The 20,300-nt window shown below is 75.7% G+C and carries 14 protein-coding genes; 5 read left to right on the top strand and 9 right to left on the bottom strand.

Annotation, left to right across the window (positions count from 1 at the left end; genetic code table 11):
* Positions 1 to 2: 2 nt before the first annotated feature.
* Together EKG83_RS30575 and EKG83_RS30570 are read right to left on the bottom strand one after the other, a co-directional pair.
* Positions 3 to 467, bottom strand: coding sequence for a flavin reductase family protein (locus EKG83_RS30575; RefSeq protein WP_033431997.1), 465 nt, complete (start codon positions 465 to 467; stop codon positions 3 to 5).
* Positions 464 to 1,003 (bottom strand): NADPH-dependent FMN reductase, encoded by a 540-nt coding sequence (locus EKG83_RS30570; protein ID WP_033432102.1) that lies wholly within the window; start codon positions 1,001 to 1,003, stop codon positions 464 to 466. Before EKG83_RS30570 ends, EKG83_RS30575 begins: the two co-directional genes overlap by 4 nt.
* A 302-nt stretch (positions 1,004 to 1,305) precedes the next feature.
* Here EKG83_RS30570 and EKG83_RS30565 point away from each other — a divergent pair, with 302 nt between their 5' ends.
* The 5 genes from EKG83_RS30565 (at position 1,306) to EKG83_RS30545 (ending at position 8,557) form a co-directional block, all read left to right on the top strand.
* Complete coding sequence (locus EKG83_RS30565) at positions 1,306 to 1,509, top strand: hypothetical protein (RefSeq protein ID WP_033431996.1); 204 nt, start codon at positions 1,306 to 1,308, stop codon at positions 1,507 to 1,509.
* Positions 1,510 to 1,598: 89 nt separating this feature from the next.
* Entirely contained in the window at positions 1,599 to 1,913 is a 315-nt protein-coding gene (locus EKG83_RS30560) for a DUF3040 domain-containing protein (protein WP_063741363.1), read from the top strand.
* A 545-nt stretch (positions 1,914 to 2,458) separates the two neighbouring features.
* A complete protein-coding gene (locus EKG83_RS30555; RefSeq protein WP_033431995.1) occupies positions 2,459 to 3,628 on the top strand; it encodes a cytochrome P450 in 1,170 nt (389 codons plus the stop codon).
* A 173-nt stretch (positions 3,629 to 3,801) separates the two neighbouring features.
* Complete coding sequence (locus EKG83_RS30550) at positions 3,802 to 5,349, top strand: adenosine deaminase family protein (RefSeq protein WP_033431994.1); 1,548 nt, start codon at positions 3,802 to 3,804, stop codon at positions 5,347 to 5,349.
* Positions 5,350 to 6,058: 709 nt separating this feature from the next.
* Positions 6,059 to 8,557 carry a LuxR family transcriptional regulator gene (locus EKG83_RS30545; protein WP_033431993.1) on the top strand — a complete coding sequence of 833 codons (2,499 nt, stop codon included), beginning with the start codon at positions 6,059 to 6,061 and terminating at the stop codon, positions 8,555 to 8,557.
* On the opposite strand, the gene EKG83_RS30540 is transcribed toward EKG83_RS30545, so the two are convergent.
* Genes EKG83_RS30540 through EKG83_RS30510 form a run of 7 tightly spaced genes read right to left on the bottom strand, consistent with a single transcriptional unit; the run spans position 8,547 to position 20,289 of the window.
* On the bottom strand, positions 8,547 to 10,547 hold the full coding sequence (locus tag EKG83_RS30540) for a non-ribosomal peptide synthetase (protein ID WP_051766170.1): 2,001 nt from the start codon (positions 10,545 to 10,547) through the stop codon (positions 8,547 to 8,549). The genes EKG83_RS30545 and EKG83_RS30540 overlap by 11 nt on opposite strands.
* Position 10,548: 1 nt before the next feature.
* Positions 10,549 to 12,279 (bottom strand): acyl-CoA dehydrogenase family protein, encoded by a 1,731-nt coding sequence (locus tag EKG83_RS30535; RefSeq protein ID WP_063741359.1) that lies wholly within the window; start codon positions 12,277 to 12,279, stop codon positions 10,549 to 10,551.
* The gene (locus EKG83_RS30530; RefSeq protein WP_033431992.1) at positions 12,230 to 12,955 is read right to left on the bottom strand and encodes a thioesterase II family protein; all 726 of its coding nucleotides are present in this window, start codon (positions 12,953 to 12,955) and stop codon (positions 12,230 to 12,232) included. Before EKG83_RS30530 ends, EKG83_RS30535 begins: the two co-directional genes overlap by 50 nt.
* Complete coding sequence (locus EKG83_RS30525; RefSeq protein ID WP_033431991.1) at positions 12,955 to 15,750, bottom strand: type I polyketide synthase; 2,796 nt, start codon at positions 15,748 to 15,750, stop codon at positions 12,955 to 12,957. Before EKG83_RS30525 ends, EKG83_RS30530 begins: the two co-directional genes overlap by 1 nt.
* The gene (locus tag EKG83_RS30520) at positions 15,747 to 16,967 is read right to left on the bottom strand and encodes an MFS transporter (RefSeq protein ID WP_033432098.1); all 1,221 of its coding nucleotides are present in this window, start codon (positions 16,965 to 16,967) and stop codon (positions 15,747 to 15,749) included. Before EKG83_RS30520 ends, EKG83_RS30525 begins: the two co-directional genes overlap by 4 nt.
* 5 nt (positions 16,968 to 16,972) lie before the next feature.
* Entirely contained in the window at positions 16,973 to 17,185 is a 213-nt protein-coding gene (locus EKG83_RS30515) for an MbtH family protein (RefSeq protein ID WP_033432097.1), read from the bottom strand.
* Between the two features lie 11 nt (positions 17,186 to 17,196).
* Positions 17,197 to 20,289, bottom strand: coding sequence for a non-ribosomal peptide synthetase (locus EKG83_RS30510; RefSeq protein ID WP_051766167.1), 3,093 nt, complete (start codon positions 20,287 to 20,289; stop codon positions 17,197 to 17,199).
* Positions 20,290 to 20,300: the final 11 nt, after the last annotated feature.

Genomic DNA, 20,300 nt, shown 5'->3' with positions numbered 1-20,300 from the left:
GGTCAGGCGACCGAGGTGTACCGGCCGCGGAAGCGGACCAGCGGCGGGCTGCCGGTGTGGTGCCGGACCTCCAGCGGTTCGCCCACCAGGGCCACGTGGTCGCCGACGGCGATCCGGCGGGCCGTGCGGCAGAGCAGGCGCAGCGGCGCGTCCAGCAGGTGGGGCACGCCGTCGACGTCGGCGGTCCAGTTCGTGGCCGGGCCGAAGCGGTCCGCGCCGGCGGTGGCGAACAGGTCGGACAGGGCGGTCTGGCCCGCGTGCAGCAGGTGGACCGCGAACAGGGGCGCGGTGCGCAGGACCGGCCACGCCGACGCGCCCTCGCCGATCCACACCACGACCATCGGCGGGTCCAGGCTCGCGGACGTGAACGAGCTGACCGTCACCCCCACCGGGCCCTCGGCGCCGGCCGCGGTGACGATGCCCACCGCCTGCGGGAAGTCGCGCAGCGCCGTGCGCAGGTCGGTCATGGTGCCACCCCCACCGGTGTCGCGAACCACCCCGCCTCGACCAGCCGGTCGCCGAGCAGGACGACCAGCTCCTCCCGGTCCGCGGCCAGCTCGGCCTCGTTGACGAACACGCCCCGCCCCGGCACGGCCGCGCCCAGCTCCGCCAGCAGCGGCTTGAGGTGCAGCTCGACGGCCAGGGCGTGCCGGTCGGCGGCGGCCACCAGCAGCGGCACCGCGGTCCGGCCGCGCAGCCAGTTGCCGGGCGCCTGGTCGAGGACCGCCTTGAGCAGACCCGTGTACGTCGCCTTGTACGTCGGTGACGCCACCACCAGCACGTCGGCCGCCGCCAGGCGGTCCAACGCCTCCCGCACGGCCGTCGCGCCCGGCTCGAACACCGAGGGCGCCAGCTCCGCCGCGTCCACCAGCGGCCCGTCGGGGGCCACCGCGGTGCCCGCCGCGCGGCGGACCGCCTCGGACAGGGCGAGCGCGGCGGTGCGCGTGCGGGACGCTGGGCGGGGGTTGCCGACCAGGGTGCCGACGACGAGTGGCTGGCTCATGGTTCGCAGCATCCCAACGCCGGGGCACCCCCTCAAGGCCGTCCACCGTGCGGGACGCGGGTCGTGTCATTCGGCCGGTGGCGCACTGCGTGCCCGGTGCGCGGCTCCGGGGGCGTCCGACGCGCTGAGCCGTGCCGGGGTGGGTGCGGTGCCGGGGCACGAGCACGGGCGGGTTGGGGCCGGGTGGCGCGATCGAGGGCCCGCCTCGTCCGCCTGGCCGGTCTGCCGCCGCTGCCCCGGGCGGTGCGGCGTGACCCTCATCGCGCTCGTACCGGATCGCCATCCACGTCGCCACCGCGATCATGGCCGGCGGCGTGTTCCTGCTCTCCGGGGTGGTCAGCGCGCTGCACCTGTTCAGCGCCCGCGCGCCGAAGCGCGGCACCGCCGGCTGGAAGGGCGGTCCGGCGGCCTGGATCAACGTCGCCGGGCTGGTCGTGGTGCTGGTCGACCTGTTCTTCGTCGACCTCGTCGCGGTCGGCCTGCGCTCTTACGCCGGAATCGAGTGAACGTCGCGCGGTAGCCGGCCCGCCTGATCCGGGGTAACACTCGACAGGGGGACCGCACCGGACCGGACGACGTGGAGGTGAGCGCGACGATGGGACTCTCGGACCACGAGCAACGCGCACTGGCGGAGATCGAGCGACAACTGGCCGCCGACGACCCCCGCTTCGCCGCCCGGCTCGCCCGCGCCCGCTCGGCGGTGCGCGTCCCGAAGCCGGTGCGGTCGGCAGTGGTGCTGCTCGCCGCCTACTCGCTGGGCCTGGTGACCATCATCGCCGGGGTGACCCTGGCGTCACCAGCCCTGATCACGCTCGGTGCTGTCATCACCGCGGCGCTACCCGTTCGGGTGGCGGTCCGCGCCTGGCGCCAGCAACCGCCCGCGGCCATGCCACCCCGCGTCCGCGCCTGACCGCGTACGTCGCCCGGCGGCCCGGCCACGTGGCCGGGCCGCTTGGTTGGGCTGGTCACGCGGGTGGGTGGCGCGGGCGGGCGGTCAGGTCAGGTCGGGTCGGGTGGATTTCGCGGGCGGATCGCCCGGCCAGGCCGGCCGCCCGGTGAGCGCGGTGGCCTGAGCGGCGACTCGACTGCGGAGTTCGCCCGGCGGCGCATCGGCCCGGTCGCCCCGGCCCCGGTCGTATCAGCCCCGGTCGCGTCGGCCCGGTCGCCCCGGCCCCGGTCGCGTCGGCCCCGGTCGTGTCAGCCCCGGTCGCGTCGGCCCGATCGCGTCGGCCCGGTCGCTGCGGCCCCAGTCACCCCGGCCCCAGTTACCCCGGCCCGGTCGCATCGGCCCTGTCACCCCGGCCCTGTCGCCTCGTCCGGCGAAGCCTCCCCGCAGCGGGTGCACCCGCTCCGCCGGACGGGTCGTTCCACGCCAGGTTCCTTGTTGGGTGCGGAAGTCCGCAATACCGTCGCCGGGTACCCAACGACCAGAGGTGGAACACCACGGGGGTCACCATGACCGTCCAGCTGCCCTTCACCCAGGAAGACCCGCTCCGCTTCCCGCCCGCGCTGAGCGAGCTGATCGGCAGCGGCTCCGTGCACCGGATCCGCACGGTGGTCGGTGACGAGGGCTGGCTGGTCACCGACTACAACCTGGTGCGCACCCTGCTCTCGGACGACCGGCTGGGCCGGGCCCACCCCGCCCCCGAGACCGCGGCCCGCGCCGGCGCGTCGGCGCTGTTCGGCGGCCCGATGGGCGACTTCGACACCGAACGCACCGACCACGCCCGCCTGCGGCGCCTGCTCCAACCGCACTTCACGCCCGGCCGCATGCGCGCGCTCCGACCGCGCGTCGAGGCCATCACCGAGCAGCTGATCGACGAGATGGCGCGCCGCACCCCGCCGGTCGACCTGAACGACGCGCTCGCGCTGCCGCTGCCCATCCTGGTGATCTGCGAGCTGATCGGAGTGCCCTACGCCGACCGCGCCGACTTCCGGGCCTGGAGCGAGGCGGCGGGCGACATCCGCGACGGCGCCCGGTCCCTGGAGGGCCTGGGCAAGCTGTACGAGTACGGCAGGCAGCTGATCGCGAGCAAGCACCGCGAGCCGGGCGACGACGTGCTCTCGCGGCTGTGCCAGGACGAGGACGTCAGCGACGAGGAAGCCGCGGTGCTGTCGATGTCGCTGCTCTTCGCCGGGCACGAGACGACGGTCGTGCAGATCGGCATGGGCGCGCTGGGGCTGCTGGCCAACCCCGACCAGTGGCGGGCGCTGCGCGACGACCCCGACCTGGTCCCGAACGCGGTCGACGAGATCATGCGCATCCCGGGCACCAGCGGGGGAGGGGTGCCGCGGTACGCGCGGACCGACCTGGAGATCGACGGCGTGGCGGTCAAGACCGGTGACCTGGTGCTGCTCGACATCGGCGCGGCCAACCACGACCCGGAGGTCTTCCCCGACCCGAACCGGGTGGACGTGACCCGCCGGGCCGCGCACCACCTGTCGTTCGGCCACGGGTCCCACTACTGCATCGGCGCGCCCCTGGCCCGCATCGAGTTGCAGGCCGTCTTCTCGCGCCTGCCCGTCCGGTTCCCGGACATGAGGCCGGCCGTGCCGCTGGAGGAGCTGACGATGCGCCAGGACGCCCTGACCGGCGGCCTGACCTCACTGCCGGTTACCTGGTGATTTCATTCGTCGGTGTTGTTCCGCTGCTTCGTTCGTAATCGTCCTTTGTGCACGGAGAGCGGTTGAAACCTGCGCGGTGCCACACTTTTCCGTGAACATTCCTAGATCGATTGCGCCATCGCCGACGCCACGGCTCAATGGTGGTGGATCACACGACGTCCCCGGAGGCAATCGTGCGCACACTTCGGACCAGCTCAGTCGGACCGGCGGTCGCGGCCGTCGGACTGCTCGCGTCGGGTGCGCTCGCCGGCGCGCCCCCGGCGTCCGCGACGACGCCGCCGGAGGTCGCGGTCGAGCGCCACCTCGACTCGATCCGCGCCGACCCGGCCCGCCTCGACGCGTTCCTGCGCGAGTTACCCAAGGGCGGCGACCTGCACACCCACCTGTCCGGCGCCGTCACCACGGAGACGTTGATCGACCTCGCCGCGCAGGACGGCATGTGCATCCACGTGACCACCCACGTGGCCGCCGCCGGCCCGTGCGGCCCGGAGCAGCGCCCGGCGGCGGACGCGCAGGGCGACCCGGCGTTCCGCGCCGAGGTGATCGGCGCGTGGTCGATGGAGGGCTTCCAACCCGGGGGAGGGGAGAGCGGGCACGACCACTTCTTCGCCGCGTTCGGCAAGACCGGCGCCATCACCGGCCCGCACCGCCCCGAGATGCTGGCCGACGTGCTCGACAAGGCGGGCAGGCAGCGCGAGTCGTACATGGAGACCATGACCACCCGGCAGGGCTCCGCGGTGTTCGAGCTGGCCCGGGGCATCGAGTTCACCGAGGACTTCGCCGAGCTGCGCCGGCGCGTCCTGGCCGACGGCAGGCTGGCCGCGATCGTGGCGGCGGCCCGCCAGGAGACCGACCGCGACGAGGCCCGCTACCGCGAGCTGCTGCGCTGCGGCACCGCGCAGGCGTCACCGGGCTGCGGGGTGACCCTGCGCTACATCCACCAGGTGGGTCGCACCAACGACCCGGCCGTGGTGTTCACCTACATGGTCTACGGCTTCGAGCTGGCCGAGGCGGACCACCGCAACGTCGCGCTGAACCTGGTGCAGCCGGAGGACGCCGAGGTGGCCCTCCGCGACTACCGGCTGCACATGAGGATGCTGGACCACCTGCGCGGTGCCTACGCCAAGGGGCACATCACGCTGCACGCCGGCGAGCTGGCACCCGGCCTGGTCAAGCCCGAGGAGCTGACCTACCACATCCGCGAGGCCGTGGAGGTCGGCCACGCCGAGCGCGTCGGCCACGCCGTGGACGTCCTGCACGAGGACCGCTGGCCGGCGCTGATGCGCACCATGCGCCAGCGGCACGTGATGGTGGAGAGCCCGCTGACCAGCAACGCCCAGATTTTAGAGGTGTCCGGCGAGGAGCACCCGTTCCCGACCTACCGGGCGTTCGGCGTGCCGATCACCCTGGCCACCGACGACGAGGGCATCTCCCGCACCGACCTGACCCGCGAGTACGTCCGGGCCACCACCGACTACCGGTTGGGCTACCGGTCGTTGAAGACCATCGCCCGCACCTCGCTGGACCACGCCTTCCTCGAAGGCGAGCGCCTGTGGCGAGGCCCGGACGACTACGTGCTCACCGGTGCCTGCGCCCGCGACCGGGCCGGGTCGCCGAGGCCGAGCGCATCGTGCCGGGCGTTCCTGGAGCGCAACCCCAAGGCGAAGCTGCAGTGGGCGCAGGAGGCCGCCTTCACCGACTTCGAACGCCGCCACCGCTGATCGGTGGGGGTGGTCGGGTAGGCGGGCGGCGCGGGCGGCACGTTGGTGGGCCCCGGACCAGCGCGGAGCCCACCAACACCGCCCGGCCCGGCGCCTGGCCCGGCGCCTGGCTCGGCGCCCGGCCCAGCTCGCGGCTCGGCCCGGCCCGGCGCTCGGCGCGGCTTGTCGCTCAGCGCGGCCCGGCCTGGCCCGGTCCGGCCCGGCGCTTGGCGCGGCTCGCGGTCTGGCCTGGTTCGCCGCCTGGCCCGATGCCCGCCTGGCCCGATGCCCGGCTCGATCCGGCGCTCGGCGCGGCTCGCGGCTTGGCCTGGTCTGCGGCCCGCCACCCTGCCCAGCCGCCACCCTGCCCAGCCGCCACCCTGCCCAGCCGCCACCCTGCCCAGCCGCCACCCTGCCCAGCCGCCACCCTGCCCCGCCGCCCAGCCCAGCCCGGCCCGCCGCCCAGCCCTGCTTGCCGCCCAGCCCAGCCCGCCACCCTGCCCGGTCCGCCGTCGTAAGCCGGTGCCCGTCGGCCGGCGACCATCCACGACAGCGGGTGGTCGGTGGTGGCGTGAGAGCGCGACCACACAGCCGCCGAACCAGGACACTCCAGCGCCGCACTACCCCACTCGGGTGAACGACCATTCGCCGACCATGCATTCCGTGATCACTTGTACTGATCGCTTGTATTCGGTCGTGCCCCCGGGACTCCTCCTCCCGGGAGGAGCGAATGAGCACACTTGACCTGGGCGAACAGCCCGTCGTACGGAACTTCTCGGCACCGGCCCGCGGCCTGCGGCTGGTCCGGGTGATCGGGGAGCGGGGCAAGTCGACCGCCCTCGGGGAGCTGGTCCGCTCGGCGCGGGAACGCGATGTCCCCGCCCTGGTGGTCCGCCCCACCGAGGCGGACCGGATGGTGCCGTTCGGGGCCGTGCGCGAGGCGTTGCGGCAGGTTCCGGTCGGCGTCCTGGACCCGTCCGCGCAGGACGCCGTCCTGCTGCTCCGGGCGGTGCTCCACTCGGTGCTGACCCCCGGTCTGGACGCCGAGCGCCACCGGGTGCAGCGCGCGGTGGTCGAGCTGGTCGACGCGATCGCCACACCGTCCGGCCTGCTCCTGGCGGTCGACGACGCCCACCTGGCCGACCCCGCGTCACTGGAACTGCTCGACCGCCTGGCCCGCCACCGCACGTCGGCCGACCTGCTGGTCGCCGTGGCCCACCGGCCCGGGTACGACCTCCTGCCGTCGGCAGAGGTGGTGGAGGTTCACCCGATCGCACTGGAACATCACCCGCTCGTGGACGATCGCGGGATCGCCGAGGCGGCCGCGGTCCTGGGCACGGCCGATCCCCACCTGGTCGCGGCGGTGGCGGGGACGACCCGGCAGGACGCGCACCGGGCGCTGGCACGGCTGACCGCCGCGGAGGTGCTGGACCCCGACGGCCACTTCAGGTACGCGAGCCAACGACGCCACGTCTACGAGGCCATGGACCCGGAGCAGCGGGAAGCCGCGCACCACCGCGCCGCACGCGCACTGCTGGAACGAGGCGTGCCGCTCGCCGTGCGCGCCCACCACGTGACGGACCCGGACGCCCTGGTGGAGGCCGCCAACACCACCAGGCACACGTCGCCGACGATCGCGCTGCACTGGCTGCGCAAAGCCCTCCGCGCCCGCCCGGACCACGAGGGCGCGCTCCGCGGGCTGGCCGCCCACCACGACGACCGGGCGGTCGACGCCCTGCTGGACGGGCAACCGGCCGACCGGGCCGAGATCGCCCTCCGCCACGCCCTGGCGCACCGCGCCCACGGCCGCCACGCCGCCGCGAACGCCCTGCTCAACAGGGAACTGACCAGGGCCACCAACCGCACCCGGCCCGAAGGGACCCGAGCCGCCGACGCCAACAGCACCCGCCCCGCCCCCGCTGCTGTCGCCAACCGCGCCGAGCCCGAACCCGGCGCTCCGGCCGCTGGAACCGCCGACCGCACCCGGCTCGACACGAGCCCGACCACCGACCGCGCCCTCCTCCACCTGGGCCTGGCCACCGACCCCACCACCGCCCGCAACCGCGCCGACGACGTCATCGCCACAGCCCGCCACCTCCAGGACCCCGCCCTCCTGGCCCTCGCCCTGGGCGTCCGCCTGAACAAACCGGTGGACCACCGCACCCCCGCCCTCCTGGCCGAAGCCCGCACCCTCACCGACGCCCCACCCCAGGCCCTCCTCTGGTTCGCCCGCGCCGAACTGGCCCTCGAACAGCCCCGGGCCGCCCTGGAGCACCTGGAGCGGGCCACCCGCCGAGCCCGCGCGGCGGACCGGCACGACCTCCTGCCCCACCTCGCCCTGGCCCAGGGCGAGGCCCTGGAGCGCCTCGGCCGCCTCAACGCCGCCGTCGAGTGCTACCTGGACGCCTGGGAGGCCCCCGCCGCCCGGGCCCGGTCGCTCGCCGGCCGGTCGAGGGTCGCGCTCTGGCGCGGGGACGCCGCGGGGGCCGTCCGGTTGGCGCGCGAGGCCGTCCGGGCCGGTCGGGACCACGTGTCGCGGACGGCGCTGGCCAAGGCCCTGCTCTCCGCGGGCGAGCCGGACCGGGCCGTCGAGACCCTGCACCAGACCGCGGACCCGGACCCGCTGGTCGAGGTGACGCGGTGCGCGGTGCTCGCCCTGGCGGAGGGCGCGCGGAACCGGCCGGTGGCCGCGATCGGCTGGGCCGAACGCGCGCGGGCCCTGGGCGAGGCCCTGCCGCTGCACCTCGGGCAGGCGTACGTCCACCTGGCGCGGGTCGGCGCGCTGCGGCCCGAGGCACCCACGGAGGCCGCCAACCACGCGGTCCGGGCGGCGGCGGAGTTCGAGGCCGGCGACAACACCGTGCTGGCCGCGCACACGCACCTGGCCGCCGCCGCGCTGTTCCGGCTGACGGGCCGCGCCCAGCAGGAGCGCCAGGAGCGCGAGCGGTCCCGGGCCCTGCTCGACCGGTGCGAACCGGGGCTGGCCGACCGGTTGGGCGTGTCCGGCCCGGCGGACCACGGGCTGACCGACCGCGAGCAGACCGTGCTGGCCGTGCTGGCGGAGGGGCTGACCGCGGAGGCGATCGCCCGGCGCATGGACATCTCCCCGCGCACGGTCCACCGCCACCTCCAGCACGTCTACCGGAAGCTGGGCACGACGGACCGCCTCTCGACGGTCCTGCGCGCCCAGTCCCTCGGCCTGCTGACCGACGTCCGGGTCAGCTGCTAGCGTCCACGACCCGCGCCAGCCCGGCCACGGTCGGGTGGTCGAACAACACGACCAGGCGCAGGTCGACGCCCAGCGCCTTGCGCATCCGGGTGACGATGCGGTTCGCGATGAGGGAGTGGCCGCCGAGGGCGAAGAAGTCGTCGTCGCGGCCCACCTCCTCGACCTCCAGGACGTCCCGCCAGATCGCGGCGATGGTGTTCTCGGTCGGGTTCATGCCCGAGCCGGGACCAGAGCCGGCTGACCCCGCCCCCGCGCTTGCCGCGCCCGCGCCCGCGCCCGCCGCACCCGCCGCACCCGCACCCGCCGCACCCACGCCCGAGCTGGCGCCCGCCACCCCCGAGCCCGCGCCCCGGGCCGCCGCGCCCGCCGCACTCGCGCCCGCCGCGCCCGAGTCGGCGCCCGCCGCCCTCGCCGCGCCCGCCGCACCCGGGCCCGCGCCCCAGGCCGCCGCGCCCGCCACCCCCGAGCCGGCACCCGATCCCCCCGACCCCACGACCGCCGACCCCACGACCGCCGACCCCACGACCGCCGACCCCACGACCGCCGACCCCTGCGGCTGCGAGCGGAGAGCCGCGCGGTCCACCTTCCCGTTCGGGTTGAGCGGCAGCTCGGGCACCTCGAACCACAGGTCCGGCAGCAGGTGCTCCGGCAGCACCCGCGACACCCGCGCCCGCACCCCCGCCAGCGGCCCGGTCAGCACCAGGAACGCCTCCAGCCGCCGCGTGTCCGCCCGCTCCCCGGTCGCCACCACGGCCGCGTCCCGCACGTCCCGGTCGTCCCGCAGCGCCGCCTCCACCTCACCGGGCTCCACCCGGAACCCGCGCTTCTTCACCTGCCCGTCGATCCGACCCAAAAACTCCAACCCGTCCACGGTCTCCCGCACCAAGTCCCCCGTCGCGTACAGCCGCGCACCGGGCACCCACGGGTCCGGCACGAACCGCTCGGCCGTCAGCGCCGGGTCGCCCAGGTACCCGCGCGCCAGGCCGTCACCCCCGGCGTACAGCTGCCCGGGCGTCCCGAACGGCACCGGGTCGAGCGAGTCGTCCAGCACCCGCACGGTGGTCCGGTTCAGCGGCGTCCCGATCGGCACCGGCCCGTCCCCGCCGCGCACGTCGTGGAACGTGGTGAACGTCGTCATCTCGGTCGGCCCGTACCCGTTGACCAGCCGGCACCCCGGCACGGCCGCCAGGAACCGCCGCGCGTGCGCCGCCGACAGCACGTCGCCGCCGACCACGACCTGCCGCAGTCCGGCCAGCGCCGCCACGTCCTCGTCCACGATCAGGTGAAAAAGCCCGGTCGGGAAGAACGCCGTCGTCACGCCCTGCCCGCGCACCAGCCCGCCGATCTCGGCCACCGACGCCTTGCCGGGCGGCCCGACCACCAGCCGCCCGCCGTTGGCCAGCGCGCCCCAGATGTCGAACGTGGCGGCGTCGAACGACGGCGACGAGATGTGCAGCATGGTCTGACCCCGCAGCGTGACGCACCCGGGCGACCGCACCAGCCGCACGATCCCGCGGTGCGTCACCGCGACGCCCTTCGGCACCCCGGTCGACCCGGACGTGAACATCACGTACGCCAGCTCGTCGGCGGGCACGATCGGGCCGTCGAACCGGGCGGGCGCGCACCCGTCCACCAGCACCGCCGGCACGTCCAAAACCGACGCCAGCGACGCGTCGGTCACCACCACCGGCGCCCGCACCGCCGCCGCCATGCGCACCAGCCGCGCGGTCGGGTAGTCGGGGTCGAGCGGCACGTAGTGGCCGCCGACCTTGAGCACGGCCAGGGCGGCCACGACGAACTCGGCGGACCGGGGCAGCAGCACGCACACCGGGCTGCCGGGCCGCACGCCGCGCGCCACCAGGGCGGCGGCCAGGCCGCCGGCGCGCCGGTCCAGCTCGGCGTAGGTCATCGACCCCGTCCCGGACACCACGGCGGTCCGGGACGGCGACGTGCGGGCGTGGGCGGCGACGAACTCGTGCACGGTGTTCATGTCACACCTCGTGAGGGGGCAGGTCGGTGACGACGTCGGACAGCAGGAACGCGAACCGGTCGCCGCCGAGCAGGTCGGCGCTCACCGCGGCGTGGTCGGGGGCGGACTGGTCCAGCTCGGGCCACAGCCCGGCCAGGCGCACCCGGGCCGCCGAGCAGGCGACGTCGGCGAGGTCCAGGGCGGCGGTGTCGCCGCGCTCGGCCAGCGCCGCCGCCCTGGCCAGCACCACGGCCATGGCGAGCAGGTCGTTGGCGATCTTCCCGAGCGTGATGACGACGTGCTCGCGCCGCAGCAGCTCGTCCCGGCCGTGCTCGCGGGTCAGCCGCGCGCACGCCGAGCCGAGCGCCTCCGCCTGCGCCAGCAGGTGCCGCAGGTGCCCGCGGCAGCGCGGCGACAGCGACACCTCGTCCACGTCGGGGAGGGACCCGGTGACCGGCGCGTCCGCGGCCTCGTAGTAGCAGGACACCAGCGCCGACTCGGCCGACCAGTAGTCGAGCAGGAAGTCCACGCCGCCCGCCACGCGCAACCCGCGCGCGTCGCGGTGGAACCGCTCCACCGGCAGCGGCACCGCCCCGCGCCTGGCCTTGCTGCGCGCGGTCTCCAACCCCTCGCCGCCCAGCAGCGACATGGTCCGCTCGACCGCCCGCCAGCACGCCAGCGACGTCGTGTTCTTGGCCGCGGTCAGGTCCGGCTCGGTGTTGGCGCGGTCCCGGGCCAGCAGGCCCCACTCCAGCACGCTCTCGATGGTGAACGCCTCGGCCGCGGTCTCCGCGACGATCCGCTGGACCTCCTCGTAGGAACCCAGCGGCCGGTCGTCCATGACGCGGCGGTTGACGAAGTCCTTCTGCCACACCAGGCACAGCTTCGCGATGGCCAGCGCGGGCGAGGAGATGACCAGCGTCCGGGCCAGCGTGGCCAGCCGGGCGATCTCCGGCGCGTACCGGGACTCGTCGGCCGACGACGGCAGCAGGTGCGTGGCGGGCACCCGGACGTCCTCCATCCGCAGCACGCCGATGGGCGTGCCCTTGAGCCCCATGAACTCGTGCGGGGTGACCTTGGTGAACCCGGGCGAGGTGGTGTCGACGAAGAAGTACCGGACCTGCGTGACGCCGTCCATTTCGACCGTCGCGGCGACGTCCACGATCCGCGCGAGGGGTCCGTTGCCGGTGAACACCTTCTCGCCGTTGAGCACGTAGGCGGTGCCGCCGTCGACCGGGACGGCCGTGGTGTGGCGGCGGTGGTTGGCCGCGCCGTTGGCCTCGGTGTCGGCGCTGCCGGACACGATGCCCTCGCGGACGTAGCGGGTGATCAGGTCCCGCAGCGGCCCCTCGGGGATGATCGGCAGGTACGAGCCGGACCCGAAGCCGTTGCCGACGGCCAGCGACCACGCCACGGCGGGCGACCAGCTCGCGGCCGCGGACACCACGCGCAGGGCGTTGAGCGGCGACAGCTCCAGGCCGCCGAGCGAGCGGTCCAGCAGCATCCGGTAGAAGCCGCCGTCCTGCATCGCCCCGGTCAGGCCGTCGGGCAGCTCGCCGGTGCGGTCGACCCGCTCGGGGTTGACCCGCGCGGTCAGCAGCTCGCGGATCGCGGCCACCGCCGCGTCGCCCGCCGCGCGGTCGGCCGGGTCCTGCTCCGGGAACGGGCGCAGCAGGTCCCAGCGCACCCGGCCGAGGAACAGCTCATCGAACAGGCCGCGCAAGGTCGGCGGCGAGGCTACGGAGGACGTCATGGTGCTGCTCCCGGAAGTAGAAGTGGCCGCCGGCGAACACCCGGCGGGCGAACGGGCCGGTGGTGTGCCGGTCCCAGGCGGACAGGTCGGCGGCGGCGACGGTGTCGTCCAGGCCGCCCAGGGCGGTGATCGCGCAGCTCAGGGGCTCGTGGCCGGGGAAGCGGTAGCCGGCGACCATCTCCAGGTCGGCGCGCAGCGGCCCGAGGACCACCTCCCGCCACTCGGGGTCGTCGCGGACCTCGGCGGGCAGCGGCCCGTAGCGCTGCTCCACGGCGGCCAGCAGCCCGGCCTCGTCGAGCCGGTGCGCGGTCGGGTCGCCCCGGTGCAGGTGGGGCGCCTCGTGCGCGGACACCAGCAGGTGGACCGGACCGCGGTCGCCCAGTGCCGCGGCGACCTCGTAGGCCACCAGCGAGCCCAGGCTGTGCCCGAAGAACGCGAACGGCCCCTCGAACGCCACCTCGGCCACGACGGCCTCCACCAGCGCGTCCAGCCGCGTCGGCGGCTCCTCGTCCAGGCGGGTGCCCCGGCCGGGGAGCTGGACGCCCCACACCTCGACGTCGGGCAGGTCGTCGGCCCAGCGCAGGAACTCGCCCGCCGAGCCGCCGCTGTGCGGGAAGCAGTACAGCCGCAGGGCGGCGCCCGGCCGCCGGTGGCGGCACAGCAGCCACTGGTCCATCACGCGGCCTCCCGCTCGTCGACCAGCCGCGCCAGCCCGGCCACGGTCGGCGCGCGGAACAGGTCCCGCACCCCGAGCCGCACGCCCAGCTCCGCCCGCACCACGGCCACCACGCGGGCGGCCAGCATCGAGTCGCCGCCCAGCGCCACGAAGTTGTCGTCCGGCCCGACCCGGCGCAGGCCGAGGATCGCGCCGAACGCCTCGGCCAGCACCCGCTCGGTCGGCGTCAGCACCACCTCGGCGGTCCCGACCACCTCGTCCTCGGCGACCTCGACGTCGAGCCGGAACCGCCGCCGCTGGAACGGGTAGGTCGGCAGGGGCACCTTCCCCGGCGCCGACCCCTCGTGCAGCGCGGCCCAGTCGACCGCCACGCCCGCCTGCCACAGCGCGCCCACGGCGCCCAGCAGCACGTGCGGGCCGGGCACGTCCTCGGCGGGGTGCGGCATGCTCGCCACCACGACCCGCCCGGGCGAGGACCGCTGCCGCGCCAGGCCGGAGAGGGTGCGCCCGGGGCCGACCTCCACCAGCGCGTGCCCGCCCGCGGCGGACAGCGCGTCCAGGGCGTCGGCGAACCGCACGGTCTCGCGCAGGTGCGCGCTCCAGAACGCCGGGTCGGTCGCCTCGTCGGCGCTGACGAACCGGCCCGTGCGGTCGGAGACCCACGGGACGGCGGGCGCGTGCAGCCGCACCCCGGCCACCCGCTTCTCGAACCCCTCCAGCACCGGCTGCACCAGCGACGAGTGCGCGGCCGTGCTGATCCGCAGCACCCGCCCGTCCACGCCGCGCGCGGCCAGCAGCTCGCGCAGGGCCGCCACCCCGGCCACCGGGCCCGCCACCACGCACTGCTCCGGCCCGTTCACCGCGGCCAGCGACAGCTCGCCGAGCAGCGGCACCACCTCGGCCTCCGGCAGCGGCACGGCCAGCATGGCGCCGGCCGGGATCGCGTCGAGCAGCCGCCCGCGCTCCAGCACCAGCGACAGGGCGTCCTCCACGGACAGCACGCCCGCGGTCGTGGCCGCCGCGTACGCGCCGAGGCTGTGCCCGACCACCGCGGTCGGCCGCACGCCCCACGAGACCAGCAGCCGCGCCAGCGCGTGCTCGACGGCGAACACGGCGGGCTGACCGGCGCTCATCGTCGCCAGGACCTGCGCGTCACCGTCGAACACCACCCGCCGCAGGTCCGCGCCCAGCTCCGGCAGCGCCAGGTCCGCGCACCGGTCGAACTCGGCGCGGAACACCGGCTCGTGCTCGTACAGCTCGCGCGCCATGCCCACGTGCTGGCCGCCCTGGCCGGGGAACAGGAACGCCACCTCCGGCGCGGTGCCCGGCACGGGCGCGCCGGTCAACCGGACCAGCGACCGCGCCGCGTCGTCCACAGCGGACGCAACGGTGAAACCGCGGTGCTCGAACGCCTTCCGCCCGGTCTGCAGGGTCCACGCGACGTCGTTCAGCGCCACCCCGCCGTCCTGGGCCGACCCGTCCAGCGCGGCGGCCAGCCGCCCACCCGCGGCGGCCAGCGCCTCGGGCCCGCGCGCCGACACCGGCAGCAGCTGGTAGGGGCGCCCGGCCGAGCGCACCGGCGGAGGCGCCTCCTCCAGCACCACGTGCGCGTTGGTGCCGCCGATGCCCAGCGAGTTCACCCCGGCCCGCCGCGGTCGGTCCGACCGGGGCCACGGCGTCGCCGCCGACGTCACGGTGAACGGGCTCGACCCCAGCTCCAGCAGCGGGTTGGGCGACTCGTAGTGCACCGTCCCGGGCACCAGCTCGCGGTCCAGCGCCAGCACGGCCTTGATGAACCCGATGACGCCCGCCGCCGCGTCGGTGTGCCCGATGTTGGTCTTCACCGAGCCGAGCAGGCAGAAACCGGTCTCGTCCACCTCGAACGCCTTGGTCAGCGCCCGCACCTCGATCGGGTCGCCGACCGGCGTGCCGGTGCCGTGCGCCTCGACGTAGCCGATGGTCCGCGGGTCCACCCCGGCCAGGTCCAGCGCGGCCCGCACCGCACCGGCCTGCCCGTCCACGCTCGGCGCGGTGAAGCCCACCTTGCCCGCGCCGTCGTTGTTCACCGCCGACCCGAGGACCACGGCGAAGATCCGGTCCCGGTCGGCCACCGCGTCGTCGAGCCGCTTGAGCGCCACGACCCCCGCGCCGTCACCGGCGACCGTGCCCCGCGCGGCGGCGTCGAACGCCCGGCAGTGCCCGTCCGGGGCGATGATCCCGTCCTCGACCGGCTCGTCGGGGAACGGCACGTGCAGGGTGATGCCGCCGGCCAGGGCCAGGTCGCACTCGCCCGCCAGCAGGGCCTGCGCCGCGGTGTGGATCGCCACCAGCGAGGTGGAGCACGCGGTCTGCACGGTCACCGCGGGCCCGGTCAGCCCGAGCTTGTAGGACACCCGCGAGGTCAGGAAGTCCACCCCGGAGGCCATCCGGAACTGCAGCTCCGAGGTGTTGGGGAACCGCGACCGGTGCCGGCGCAGCACCTCGGCGTGGCCGGTGTCGCCGCTGCCGCCGTACACGCCGATCGCGCCCGGGTAGGTCGACGGGTCGCACCCGGCGTGCTCCAGCGCCTCCCACGCGCACTCCAGGAACACCCGGTGCTGCGGGTCGAGCAGCAGCGCCTCGCTGGGCGCGTAGCCGAAGAACCCGGCGTCGAACCGGTCGCCGCCCGAGGGCGACCGCTCGGCCGACTCGGCGCCGCCCACCAGGTTCCGCCAGAACCCGGCCAGGTCCGGCGCGCCCGGGAACCGCCCCGCCATGCCGATCACGGCCAGGTGCGGGCTCTCCTCCTCGTTCACAGCGCCCCCTGCAGCTCTTCGGTGGTGTTGGACCTCAGCGCCCGCACGGGCGAGAACAGCGGCGCCAGCACCGACGCCGCGCACACGGCGGCGGCCAGCCACAGCACCGCCCGGATGCCCAGCGGCGCGACCAGGAGGCCGCCGATCGCCGCGCCCAGCGGCAGCGTGCCCCACTCGATGAAGCGCAGCGTGGCGTTCATCCGGCCCATCAGGCGTTCCGGCGTCGCCAACTGCCGCAGCGTCACGGACACCACGTTGTAGACGACGACGCCCAGGTAGACCACGAACAGGCCGAGGGCGAACCCGACCGCGCCACCGGCCAGCGGCAGGACGGCCGCGCCCGCGGTGAACACGACGATGGACCCGATCAGCAGCGGCCCGGACGGCACGCGCCCGCTCAGCGGCCCGCTGACCAGCGCGCCGAGCAGGCCGCCCGCGTTGCCGACGGCCAGCACGACGCCGATGGCCGTGGCGCCCAGGTGCAGCTCGTCGGCCGCGTACACGACCTGGAGCGCCAGCACGGCGGCGAACGCGAAGTTCGCCGCGGCGTCGGCGATGGCCAGCGGCCTCAGCAGCGGGTGCCGCACCACGAACCGCACGCCCTCGCCGATCTCCCTGCCCAGCGACTGCCGCTCGGCCGGCGGCGTGGTGGTGTCCCGGCCCTTGACGAACAGCAGCACCGCGAACGACGCCACGTAGCTGAGCGCGTCCACCAGGATCGCCACCGGCGCGCTCACCACCTGCACCAGCGCACCGCCGCCGCTCGGCCCGGCGAGCTGCGCGAACGAGCGGGAGCCCTCCAGCTTGGCGTTGCCGTCGGCCAACTGCTCGTCGTCGAGCAGCGCGGGCAGGTAGGACATCTGCGCCACGTCGAAGAACAGCGTGCCCAGGCCGACCGCGAACGCCACCGCGAACAGCAGCGGCAGGGTGAGCAGGTCCAGCGCGTACGCCACGGGCACCACGCCCAGCGCGACCGCGCGCGCCGCGTCCGACACCAGCAGCACGGTCCGCTTGGGCAGCCGCTCCACCCAGGCGCCCGCGGGCAGGCCGAACAGCAGGATCGGCACGTACTCGGCCGCGGCCAGCAGGCTGACCTGGGCCGCCGACGCGTCCAGCAGCAGCAGCGCGGCCAGCGGCAGCGCGAGCAGCGTCACCTGGGTGCCGAGCAGGCTGAACGTCTGGGCGTACCAGAGGTTCCGGAACGCCGGCACGCGCATCACGCTCACGCCGACCCCCGCAGGCCCGATTCCCGCAGGCTCAGGGGGCGCAGGTCCGTCCACACCTCGCGGATGTGCGCCAGGCACGCCGCCTTCGACCCGGTCGTGCCGTCACCGCTCCAGCCGGGCGGCAGCGGGCGGTCCACCGGCCAGATCGAGTACTGCTCCTCGGCGTTGCGCACCACCGCGTAGCGGCGGTCGTCGTCGTCTTCGAACACGGGGTCTTCCTTCACCGTCGACGGGGTCGGCGCGGGCGCGGTCGTGCGACCCGCGGGGAGGTGGTCGCCGCGCCGCCGGACAGGTGGCGGGCCAGCGCGGCGATGGTCGGGTACTCGTAGAGGGCCACCACGGGCAGCGCGCGGCCCAGCCGGTCGCGCACCGCCCGGTGCACGGCCGCGAGCGTGAGCGAACTGCCGCCCAGCTCGAAGAAGTTGTCGTGGACGCCGACGCGGTCCAGGCCCAGCGCCTCCCGCCACAGCGCGGCCAGCTCGCGCTCCAGGTCGGTGCTCGCGGCGGCCGTGCCCGCGGTCCTGGTCGTCGGCACGGGCAGCGCCTTCTCGTCGACCTTGCCGTTGGCGTTGAGCGGGATCGCGTCCACCGCCACGAACGCGCCGGGCACCAGGTGCACGGGCAGCCGCGCGGCCAGGTGGTCGCGGACGTCGTCGGGCACGGCGGGCACCAGGTAGGCCACCAGGCGCTCGTCCCGCGCCACGACCACCGCGTCGCGCACGTCGGGGTGCGCCGACAGCGCGGCCTCGACGTGCCCCGGCTCGATCCGGTAGCCGCGCACCTTGAGCTGCTTGTCCAGGCGCCCCAGCACCTCCAGTTGCCCGTCGGCGCGCCACCGCGCCCGGTCGCCGGTGCGGTGCAGGCGGGCGCCCGGCGCGAACGGGTGCGGCACGAACCGGTCCGCGGTCAGGTCGGCCCGGCCGAGGTAGCCGCGCGCCAGGCAGTCGCCGCCCAGGTAGAGCTGACCGGGCACGCCCACCGGCACCGGCTCCAGCTCGCGGTCCAGCACGTACGCGGTGACGCCCGCCAGCGGCACGCCCACCGGCACGGTGTCGCCGACCGGCCCGTCCAGCGGCACGATGGTGGCGTTGATCGTGCTCTCGGTCAGGCCGTAGATGTTGATCACCGGCACGCCGACCTCGGCCTGCCAGCGGTGCAGGGTGTCCCGGTCCACCGGCTCCGCGCCGATCGACACCAGCCGCAGCGCGGGGCCGGGGTGCGCGCCGCGCGCCCACGCCGCGTTCGCCCACTGCCGCCAGTTGCTGGAGGTCAGGATGGTGAACGTGATGCGGCGGTCGCGCATCAGGTCGACCAGGCCGTCCGGCCCGGGCGGCGGGTCCGGCGCGAGCACGACGCAGCCGCCGGCCGTCCACGTGGTGTAGAGCTCCTCGGCGGCGATGTCGAAGCCGATGTTGGCGAACTGGAGCACGCGGTCGGCGGGCGTCAGGTCGTACTCGCCGACCATGGTGCGGGCGACGTTGGCCAGCGCCCGGTGCGTGACCGCGACGCCCTTGGGCTCCCCGGTCGAGCCGGACGTGTAGAGCACGTAGGCCAGCTGGTCGGGGTGCACGCGCGGCAGCTCGCCGTCGTCGAGGCCCCGGCCGGGCGGGATCACCTCGACGCCGGTGAGCCGGTGCGCCAGCTCGTCGGCGGCGACCACGCGGGTGGCGCCGGCGGCGTCGAGCACGCGGGCCAGGTAGGCGGGCGGGTGCGTCGGGCTCAGCGGCAGGTAGGCGCCGCCGGACTTGAGGACGGCCAGCAGCGCGACGATCAGGTCGGTGCCGCGCGGCACGAGCACGCCGACGACCTCGTCGGGCCGGGCGGCGACGGCCCGCGCCAGCCGGGTGGACCGCTCGTCCAGCTCCCGGTAGGTCAGCGCGCCCCCGTCGCCGTCCAGGGCGGGCGCGTCGGGGGTGCGGCGGGCGGAGGCGCCGAACAGCTCGTGCACCAGCAGGTCCGGCGGCGCGGCGGGCGCGGTCTCGTGCCAGGTGCCCAGGATCGTGGTCAGCTCGTCGTCGTCGAGCAGCGGCAGGTGCCGGATCGGGGTCTCGGGGTTCGCCGTGCCGGCCAGGAGCAGCCGCGCGAACCGGTCGCCGATGCGCTCGGCCGTGCCGGGGTCGAACAGCTCGGTGCTGTAGGTCAGCACGCCGACCGGGCCGTCCGCGCCGCCCTGCACGGTCAGGTCCAGGTCGAACTTGGCCGTGGTCGGCGCGGGCGTGCGCAGCTCGGCGGTCAGCCCGGGGAAGCGGGGGCGGACCAGGGGCGCGAGGTCGGCGCTGAAGATGTTCTGCACCAGCGGGGTGTGGCTCGGCGCCCGGTCCGGGCCGACCAGCGCCACGATCCGGTCGAACGGCACGCCCTGGTGGGTCACCGCGTCCAGCACGGCACCGCGCACCCGGCCCAGCAGCTCGCCGAACGCCGGGTTGCCCGACAGGTCGACGCGGACCGGCACGGTGTCGACGAACAGGCCGACCACCCCGTCGAACTCGGGCCCCGGCCGGTCCGAGACGGGCGTGCCGACCAGCACCTCGTCCACGTCCGCGAGCCGGCCCAGCAGCACCGCCCAGGCGGTCATCAGCAGCATGAACGGGCTGACCCGGTGGGCCGAGCAGAACGCGGTCAGCTCGCCGGGCACGTCGAACAGGTGCGTCGCGCCCGCCACGCCGCGCACCGCCGGCCGCGGCCGGTCCGAGGGCAGGGAGAGCACGTCCGGCGCGCCGCGCAGGTGCTCCACCCACCACGCGGACAGCTCGGGGTCCTCGGCCCGCGCCCGCTGCCGCACCGCGTAGTCGGCGTACTGGGCGGGCGGCGCCCCGGGCTCCTCGCCCGCGTAGAGCAGGGCCAGCTCGTCGAACACGACGTTGAGCGACCGCCCGTCGGACACGATGTGGTGCGCGGCCACGCCGAGCAGGTGGTCCCCGTCGTCGAGCGCGACCAGGAGCGCGCGGAACAGCGGCCCCTCCGCCAGGTCGAACGGCCGCTCCGCCCACGCGTCCACCAGCTCGCACGCCCGGTCGAACCGCTCCGCCGCGGGCACCCGCGCGAGGTCGAGCACCGGCAGCTCCACCGGCGCCGGCTCCGCGACCACCGGCACCGGCTCGCCACCGGCCGCGGGGAACGCCGTGCGCAGCACCTCGTGCCGCGCGACCAGCCGGTCGAACGCCCGCCGCAGGGCGGCGCGGTCCAGCGGCCCGGTCAGCCGGACCGAGCAGAACACGTTGTACAGGGAGCTGCCCGGGTGCAGTTCGTCGAGCAGCCACAGCCCCCGCTGCGCCGACGTCAGCGGGGTGGTGGTGCGGGGTTGCGCGCTCACTCGATGGGTTC

Source organism: Saccharothrix syringae (assembly GCF_009498035.1).
Classification (GTDB): Bacteria; Actinomycetota; Actinomycetes; order Mycobacteriales; family Pseudonocardiaceae; genus Actinosynnema; species Actinosynnema syringae.
The sequence above is the reverse complement of the archived record's forward strand: the minus strand, read 5'-3'. Positions and strand labels throughout refer to the sequence as shown.